Origin of the sequence: Candidatus Methylomirabilis sp. (assembly GCA_036000645.1) — a bacterium.
In the GTDB taxonomy this organism is placed as follows: domain Bacteria; phylum Methylomirabilota; class Methylomirabilia; order Methylomirabilales; family JACPAU01; genus JACPAU01.
Genome location: DASYVA010000019.1, coordinates 1 through 7,898 on the forward strand (window position 1 = coordinate 1; position 7,898 = coordinate 7,898).

The window sequence follows — 7,898 nt, forward strand, 5'->3', positions numbered from 1 at the left end:
ATAGGTGGAAATGAGCACCACGTTCGCGGACACGGCTGCCCTCGAGACCCTCCGGGGACCCTAATCCAAACGAGATAAATTGTGTGAGACAGCGTCCGGGTGGCGCCGGATGCCGCCCCCGGGCCCCCGTAGCGGAGGGGGGCCCATCGGCTCTGGGCCGATGGGGGGAACCACGGGAGGGTTCCCCAGGGGGGCCGGGGGCCGGGGCGGCGCCGGCGCCAGGACCCGGACCTTGTCACTTTGATGCTCTCGCTTGTATTACGTGACGAAGGCGATGCGGCCCGTGCTCCCGCCGGGGGGGCGGACCGTGATCCCTTCCCCGCACCGCGGGCAGCGGATCCGGGCGCCGCCCGCAGGGATGGCCGACGCCTTCACCCGGAAGGCCGCCTGGCACTTGGCGCACCGGCAGGAGACGGTCTCCTGGCCGTCGGCAGGGCGGGGAGCCGGGGTCACCTCAGGCCGCGCCGCCGGCTCCGGCGCAGCCGGCGGCCGCTCCTGGACCCCCGTCGTCCCCCGGGGCGGCTCGGAGCCCGGGGAGAGCCCGGAATAGAGGGTCTCCAGCGCCGCCCGATCCAGCCGGCCGAGGGCCGCCACGGCATTCGGGTCCAGCTCGGTCCCGGCCACACGCTGCAGTTCCGCGAGGGCTTCCTGGTGGCCGAAGACCGTGCCTCGGTACCCGCGCCGGGAGATCATGGCGTCGTAGGCATCCGCCACCGCAAGCGCCCTGGCCTCGCGGAGAATCGCCTCCCCCTTGAGTCGCCGCGGGTATCCGCTGCCGTCGTACCGCTCCTGGTGCTGGAGGACGATCTCCTTCACCTCCCGGAGGAACGGGATGGGCTCCACGATCCGAGCCCCGATCTCCGGGTGGCTCTCCATCACGCGCCGCTGCTCCGGGCTCAGCCGATCGGCGCTCTTCAGGATCTCGTCGGGAATCCCGACCTTCCCCAGGTCGTGGAGCATCCCGGCGACCCGCAGGGCGCCGAGCTGCCCCTCGGAGAACCCCAGCGTCTTGCCGAGGAGGGTTGCCAGCCGGGCAACCCGCTCCGAGTGGTTCCGCGTGTACTCGTCCCGCGCCTCCAGGGCGGCCACCAGGGAGCGGAGGGTGTTCAGGGTGTTCTCCCGAAGCTCGGCATTGGCCCGGTCCAGCTCGGTGTTCCGCTGGGCCACCTCGGCGGTCGCGTGGCGGACCTTCTCCTCCATCTCGACGGTGAAGTTCTTCACGCGCGCGTAGAGCTCCGCGTTCTCCAGGGCCGCCGCGGCCTGGCTGCTGAAGGTGGTGAGGAGCTGCAGGTCGTGATCGGTGAAGGTCTCCGTCGAGGTCTTCCGGTTGACATTGACGACGCCGAGGACGCCCCCTTTGCTCACCAGCGGGACGCTCAGCAAGGACTTGCCCTTGTACTTGGGGTCGCTCACTGACTTGTTGAAGCGAGTGTCCTTCTCGATGTCGTTGATCAGCAGGGCCTCCCCCTTCTCCGCGACCCAGCCGGCGATCCCGCTCCCCACTTTCTGGCGGGTGCCCTTGACGACCTCCTCCGGGAGGCCCGTGGAGGCCCGGATCGTCATCTCGTTCGCCTCCCTGTCCACGAGCATGATGGAGACGATCTCCACCCCCATCACGGCGGCAATGGAGAGGACAATCTTCTCCAGGAGGCGGTCGACCTCCAGGAGGGAGTGGATGTACTTCCCCACCCGGTTCAGCGTGGAGAGCTCCTTCACCTTCGTCTGCAGGTCCTGGAGGAGCCGCTTGTTCTCGAGCTCGATGCGGCGCCGCCCGATGGCCTTGTCCACGGAGTGATAGAGCTCATGCGGGCGGAACGGCTTCCGGATGTAGTCGTAGGCCCCCTTCTTCAGGGCCTCGATGGCCGTCTCCAGAGACGCGTAGGCCGTGATGATGATGACGAAGACATCGGGATCCGTCTTCTTGATGACGGGGAGGAACTCAATGCCGGTCAGGTCGGGCATCATGATGTCGAGAAGGACGACATCCACGCCCCCCTTCTCCAGCTTGGCCAGCCCCTCCTTGGCATTCTCCGCGGTGAGGACCTTGAAGCCGCGCAGGGCGAGCATGTCGTCACAGAGGCGGCGCATGAACAGCTCGTCGTCGATGACCAGGATCGTCTCCATCCCCTATCCCTTCCGGACGCCGGCCCCTGGCGCAGGCCGGGCTGCCGCCCCCCCCTCGGTCCCCGTGAGCCCCGCGTTCAGCTTGCCCGATCGGAACCCCTCCGGATCCACCGTCACCGTCCGGTAGCCCAGGCCCCGGAGCGCGGCCGTGACGGCCGCCTGTCGGTCCGGCTCGAGGAGCCGCGGGAGCTCTTCCGGCCCCACCTCGACCCGGGCCGCCTCCCCGTAGTGCCGCACGCGCAGCTCCCGGAACCCGTGCTCCCGCAGGACCTCCTCGGCCCGCTCCACCCGCCGGAGGCCCCCCACGGTGATGGGCGTCCCGTAGGGGAAGCGGGAGGCCAGGCAGGGCATGGCCGGCTTGTCCCAGGTGGGGAGGCCGAGCGCACGCGAGGCCGCGCGGACTTCGGCCTTGGTGAAGTTCGCCTCGACGAGCGGGCTCAAGACCCCCCGCTCCGCCGCCGCGAGCCGCCCCGGCCGCCAGTCGGCGAGGTCGTCGCGGTTCACCCCGTCCACCACGGTTGGGTGCCCCTCCGTCGCCGCCAGAGCCGCGAGGCGCATGTAGAGCTCCCGCTTGCAGAAGTAGCAGCGGGTGGCCGGGTTGGCAATGTAGTTGGGGTCGGCCATCTCCGCCGTCCGCAGCAGGTGGTGCCGCGCCCCGAGCGCGGCCGCCAGGGCCTTCGCCTCTGTGACCTCTCGCGCCGGGACCGCCGGGGAGACCGCCGTCACGGCCAGGACCCCCTCCCCGCAGCCCTCTACCGCCGCCCGCAGGACGAAGCTGCTGTCCACGCCGCCCGAGAAGGCGACCAGGACCCGGCCCAGCCGGGCGAGGTGGCTCGTCAGCACGCGGTACTTGCCCTCGAGGGCGGCGTCCATCCCGTCGGCTCTCTTTCGCATCAGAGGACCCGAACCGTCCCGCCCGGCCCCCGCACCGTCACGGCGCCGGAAGCCAGGTCCAGCTCCATGCTCCGCCCGGCTTCCGGCGAGAGGGCCTCCGCCACCAGGCGGATCCCCAGCCGCTCGAGCTCGGCCCGGACCGCCGCCGCGGTCTGGGGTCCCACCGGCCGCGCCCTGCCGCCACTCGTGAGAGCCTCGAAGGCCTGGCCGCCCCCGGCGAGTTTCGCCACGCAGCGCCCCGGCTCTCCCCCGGCTCCGGCGACCGCCTCGAGGAGCCCCGCGATCGCCCGCTCCGGGCTCGCCGCCGGCCAGCGCCCCGTGAGGCCCTTCGCCCCGGCAGGCACCAGGACGTGCGCCAGACCCCCGACGCGCGCCACCGGATCGTAGAGGGCCACCCCCACGCAGGAGCCCAGGCCGCCGATGGACAGCCGGTCCGGGTCCCGCCCCGCGGCGAAGGTGGCGGCGGGGACGCGGATGCTCTCCGCGTTAGCCCCCATGGCCCCCTTGCAGCAGACCGCCCCGGGTCCGCGTCCCCGGAAGCCAGACGACCCGCCCCTGCACCAGCCGCCCGTCCCCGAAGGGGACCTCGGCGAGAAGGACCGTCCCCGCCGCGGGGAGCAGCCCGAGGAGGGCCCCCTCGGACACGGCGCGGCCCCAGTCCGGGGCGAGCTGGGGGATGGAGGGCTTGAGCGCCATCCCCGCCCAGCGACTGGCCGCCCACAGGTACGCGGAGGCCAGGATGTTCCCCGCCTCCTTCAGGGCGGATCCCTCGCGGCTCCCCGGGATCCCCGTCCCCCCCCCTTCCGGGCGACCGGTCAGCTGGGTGGCGAGCGTCCGGGCGCCCCCCGGCGGGAAGAATACCAGGAGGGCCCCCTCGGGGTCCCCCGTCACCCAGAAGTACAGGGCGGCCTCGACGGCCGGCGCCTCCCGGAGGGCCCGGACAGCCGAGGCTGCCCGGAGGCGCCTCACCCGGGGGGAGCCGGGACGGACCGGCAGGTGGAGCAGCGTAGCCAGGGCCTCGGCGGCGTGGCCCATGGCCTCGGCGGCAGCCGCAGCCAGTGCTTGCACTTCCCGGCCGTCCGCCGCCGCCCTTTTACCCCCCATCCGACCCCCTAGCCGAAGAGCGTGTTGAGGTCCAGGATCAGGACGGCCTCCCCGCTCGGGAGAATGGTCACCCCGCCGAATCCCCGCAGGCCCTTCAGGGCAGGCCCGAGCGGCTTCACGACCGCGTCCCGGTAGCCCAGGATCTCGTCCACGACGACCGCCACGGTCCGCCCGCGGATCTCGGAGAGCACCGCCATATGGGTGGCTCCCCTCCCCTCCCCATCGGGAACCTGCAGAGCGGTCCGGAGGTGGAGCAGGGGGATGCTCTCCTCGCCGCGCTGGACCACATCCTGGTGCTCCGCCCGCTGGATGTCCGCTAAGGAGAACTGGGTGGACTGCTGGACCTGGGTCACCGGGATGGCATAGAGCTCCCGGCAGGTCCGGACCATCATCACCGGCATGACCGTGAGGGTCAGGGGGAGCTTGAGGACAATATCGGTCCCCCGCCCCACCTCCGACTCGATGAGGAGGTGGCCCCGCATCGCCTCCAGGGTGGCCCGGACCACGTCCATCCCCACCCCCCGGCCGGAGACATCCGTGACCGCCTCGGCGGTGCTGAAGCCGGGCGCCGTCACCAGCATGACCAGCTCCTCCCGGCTCATCCGCTCGACCCGGTCCGGGGTCAGGATCCCCCGTTTCAGGGCCACGGCCCGGATCCGTTCCGGGTCGATCCCACGCCCGTCATCGCTGACCCGGATGACCACCCCCTCCTTCTCCCGGAAGGCCTCGAGCCGGATCGTCCCGGTCCGGGGCTTGCCCGCCCGCTCCCGTTCCTCGGGCGGCTCGACGCCATGATCGATGCTGTTGCGGAGGATGTGCATGAGGGGGTCGGGCAGGGCGTCCAGGATGGCCCGGTCCAGCTCGATCTCCTTCCCGACGATCTGGAAGTCCACCTCCTTCCCCTGCTTGCGCGCCAGGTCCCGGACGGCCCGGGGGAAGCGGTCGGCGATGACTTCGATGGGCATCATCCGGATCTTCATGGCCTGCTGCTGGAGGTTGAGGATGAGGTTCTCGATCCGGCCGACGCTCTCCCGGAGGGGGCGGTCGGGAACCGTGTGGGCGTGCTCCACCAGGCCCCCTTTGGCCGTGATCATCTCCCCCACCAGATCGATCAGATTGTCCAGGAGGCGCGTGTCCACCCGAACGAGGGCGGGGGTGCGCTGGGCCGAGGCCGGCGGGGCGGGAGCCGCGGCCGGTGCCGGAGCGGGGACCGCCGGGAACGCCTCCGGGTGGGGCGCTCGTTCGGCGGGCGGGGCCACCAGCGCAGGGAGGGTTTCCAGAGCGGCCGCGGGGGCGGCGGCAACGGCACCCGGATCCCGCAGCACGCGGACGGCCACCCGACCCACGTCCGGCAGATCCCGCAGGCGAGCGGCCAGCGCTTCCGGGTCCTCGGCGCCTCCCACGACCGCCTCGATCCGCCCGCCGAAGCGCCCCTGTTTGATCTCCTCCAGCGTCGGGGCAGCCCGGAACAGGTCCACCATGTCTGTGAGCTTCTTCAGCGTGATGTAGGCTCGGGCGGTCGGCAGGGGCGTGTCCTCGGCGATCTCGATCTCCACGCTGAGGAGGGGGAGGCCCCGCTCGGTCGCCCAGCGGCTTGCCTCCTCGAGACCCGGCGGGACCGGCACGGGCGGCGTCGCCGATACTGCCGCGGGGGCGGGAGGGGGTGCCGTCGCGAGGCGCGCCGCGGCAGCGGGCCCGGGCCGGTAGGCCGAGACCCGCTCCAGGAACGCCTGAGGTGAAACATTGGGAGGAGATCCAGCCGCCAGGTTCTCGACTCCCTGCCGGAGCAGATCCACCCCCTCGAAGAGGAGGTCCAGCGCGGCCCGGTCGGGGGTTCCCTGCCCCTTCCGGTACCCGTCCAGGAAATCCTCCATCCGGTGGGAGACCTTGGCCAGCTCCTCGTAGCCCATGGAGGCGGACATCCCCTTGAGCGAGTGGGCTTCGCGGAAAAGGGTGTCGATGACGGTCTTGTCGGCCCCGCCCTTCTCGACCTCCAGGAGGAGCCTGTCCATGCTCTGAAGATGCTCCTGGGACTCGCTGATGTACATCTTGAGGTACTTGGACATGTCCATCGCGAGATCACCCTTCCTTAGCGGGCCGCCAGCACCGCGGCCCGCTCGCGGAGCAGGACTCCCAGGGCCCGGGGCATCTCGGGCAGGGGGACCACCAGGTCCGCGAGGGCGGCATCGGCCAGCGCCCGAGGCATCCCGTACACGACGCAGGACTCCTCCGCCTCCGCCACCGCCACGCCCCCCTTCGCCTTCACCGCCCGGACGCCCTCCAGGCCGTCCTTTCCCATCCCGGTGAGCACGACGACGATGGCCCCGGCCTCGCAGGCCTCCGCCAGGGACCGAAAGAGGAGGTCGGCCGCCGGGCGAACCCCGTGGCGGGGAGGGGCATCGCTGAGGTGCAGGATGAGCTGGCTGCCCCGGAGTCCGCGGCGCACTTGAAGATGCCGGCCGGCCGGGGCCACGTAGACCACACCCGGCCGCACCACGTCCCCCGCGGCGGCGAGCCGGACCGGGAGGGGCGAGGCCTCCTGGAGCCGGCGCACCAGGGCCCCCACGAAGCGGGGCGGGATGTGCTGGACCACCAAGACCGGAACGGGAACCTCGGTGGGGAAGTCGGCCAGGAGGGTCTGCAGGGCCTGCGGCCCCCCGGCCGAGGCTCCAATCGCCACCACCAGGCGAGGGCATTCCCCCCGCGGCGGCTCCCCGGTCACCGCCGTGACCCCGGGCCGCCCTCGGCGGCCGGGACCCGCGGGCGGTAGTGCGCGTCCAGTCCCAGGGCGCTCTGCACCACCTTGAGGACCCGGCTGGCCTGGAAGGGTTTCACGATGAAGTCCCGAGCGCCGGCCTCGATCGCCTCGGCGATGAGGGACTCCTGGCCCAGGGCGCTCACCATGATGACACTCGCCCCCGGGTCCACCCCCACGATCTCCCGCAGCGCGGTGATCCCGTCCATCACCGGCATGACGATGTCCATGGTGATGAGGTCCGGTTTCAGCTCCCGCTGGAGGCGGACCGCCTCGGCCCCGTTCTCCGCCTCCCCCACCACCTCGAACCCCTCCCGGGAGAAGATGTCCCGGATCATGCTGCGCATGAAGAGGGCATCGTCCACGATGAGAACCCGGACGGCCATCTCAGGCCTCCGCCAGGTGGCTGAAGAACTTCCCCACGTTCAGGATGCTGACCTGGACCCCGTCCACCTCCGCCCACCCCTTCACCCGGCCCCCCCGGCTCCGCTCCCCATCCAGTATGGGCGTCATGTCGATCTGGGAGAGCGGCACGGCCCGGATCTCCGCGACCTCCTCGGCCAGCAGGGCGGCATCCAGCTCCGGGATGCTCAGGTCCAGGACGACGGCGAACCGTTCGGCGGGGAGCGCGCTGACGGGGACCGCGAGGCAGCGGCTCAGGTCGTACAGGACCAGGACCTTGCCGCGCCAGGTGGTGATCCCCCGCACCTCGGGGGCGGCGTTGGGGACCCGGGTGATCCGCTCGACCGGGTGGACCTCCCGGACCGCGGTGATTTCGATCGCGTACCACTCCCCCGAAGCCCGGAGGAGGACGAGGCGCTCCCGCTCCTCCGGTTCCGGCGGGGCCGGCTCCAGGATGAGATCCAACGGGGCCTCGGCCATCACGCAGTGACCCGGAACCGCGCCACCAGCGCCTTCAGGGACTCGGCCAGGGCCTGGAGCTGCTGCGCCGAGTCGGCCATTTGCTCCATGGAGGTGGTCTGCTCCATGGTGGCGGCGGAGGCCTCCTCGGTCGAGGCGG

The 7,898-nt window shown here is 71.9% G+C and carries 7 protein-coding genes and 1 pseudogene; all 8 read right to left on the reverse strand.

The genetic code is table 11. The annotated features are described in order from the left end of the window. Positions 1-258: 258 nt before the first annotated feature. The 8 genes and pseudogenes from VGT06_00785 to VGT06_00820 all read right to left on the reverse strand — a co-directional run bounded on the left by VGT06_00785 (position 259) and on the right by VGT06_00820 (position 7,759). Positions 259-2,124, reverse strand: coding sequence for an HD domain-containing phosphohydrolase (locus VGT06_00785; GenBank protein HEV8661668.1), 1,866 nt, complete (start codon positions 2,122-2,124; stop codon positions 259-261). A 3-nt stretch (positions 2,125-2,127) separates the two neighbouring features. Continuing rightward, positions 2,128-3,018: an ATP-dependent sacrificial sulfur transferase LarE gene (larE, locus tag VGT06_00790; GenBank protein ID HEV8661669.1), complete on the reverse strand. Its 891-nt coding sequence runs from the start codon at positions 3,016-3,018 to the stop codon at positions 2,128-2,130. Further along, the gene (locus VGT06_00795; protein HEV8661670.1) at positions 3,018-3,515 is read right to left on the reverse strand and encodes a chemotaxis protein CheD; all 498 of its coding nucleotides are present in this window, start codon (positions 3,513-3,515) and stop codon (positions 3,018-3,020) included. Before VGT06_00795 ends, larE begins: the two co-directional genes overlap by 1 nt. Then, the gene (locus tag VGT06_00800) at positions 3,505-4,122 is read right to left on the reverse strand and encodes a hypothetical protein (protein HEV8661671.1); all 618 of its coding nucleotides are present in this window, start codon (positions 4,120-4,122) and stop codon (positions 3,505-3,507) included. The genes VGT06_00795 and VGT06_00800 overlap by 11 nt, the downstream gene beginning before the upstream one ends. Positions 4,123-4,130: 8 nt before the next feature. Further along, positions 4,131-6,194: a chemotaxis protein CheA gene (locus VGT06_00805; GenBank protein HEV8661672.1), complete on the reverse strand. Its 2,064-nt coding sequence runs from the start codon at positions 6,192-6,194 to the stop codon at positions 4,131-4,133. Positions 6,195-6,211: 17 nt separating this feature from the next. Next, positions 6,212-6,802: a CheB methylesterase domain-containing protein gene (locus VGT06_00810; GenBank protein ID HEV8661673.1), complete on the reverse strand. Its 591-nt coding sequence runs from the start codon at positions 6,800-6,802 to the stop codon at positions 6,212-6,214. Between the two features lie 101 nt (positions 6,803-6,903). Then, positions 6,904-7,263 (reverse strand): annotated as a pseudogene (locus VGT06_00815) (response regulator). 1 nt (position 7,264) lies between these two features. Continuing rightward, the gene (locus VGT06_00820) at positions 7,265-7,759 is read right to left on the reverse strand and encodes a chemotaxis protein CheW (protein HEV8661674.1); all 495 of its coding nucleotides are present in this window, start codon (positions 7,757-7,759) and stop codon (positions 7,265-7,267) included. Between the last annotated feature and the right edge of the window lie 139 nt (positions 7,760-7,898).

Bases quoted from the DNA above. Each gene is read 5' to 3' on its own strand.
- VGT06_00800 (HEV8661671.1), bottom strand. From the start codon at position 4,122: ATGGGGGGTAAAAGGGCGGCGGCGGACGGCCGGGAAGTGCAAGCACTG.
- VGT06_00785 (HEV8661668.1), bottom strand. From the start codon at position 2,124: ATGGAGACGATCCTGGTCATCGACGACGAGCTGTTCATGCGCCGCCTC.
- VGT06_00805 (HEV8661672.1), bottom strand. From the start codon at position 6,194: ATGGACATGTCCAAGTACCTCAAGATGTACATCAGCGAGTCCCAGGAG.
- VGT06_00820 (HEV8661674.1), bottom strand. From the start codon at position 7,759: ATGGCCGAGGCCCCGTTGGATCTCATCCTGGAGCCGGCCCCGCCGGAA.
- VGT06_00795 (HEV8661670.1), bottom strand. From the start codon at position 3,515: ATGGGGGCTAACGCGGAGAGCATCCGCGTCCCCGCCGCCACCTTCGCC.
- larE (HEV8661669.1), bottom strand. From the start codon at position 3,018: ATGCGAAAGAGAGCCGACGGGATGGACGCCGCCCTCGAGGGCAAGTAC.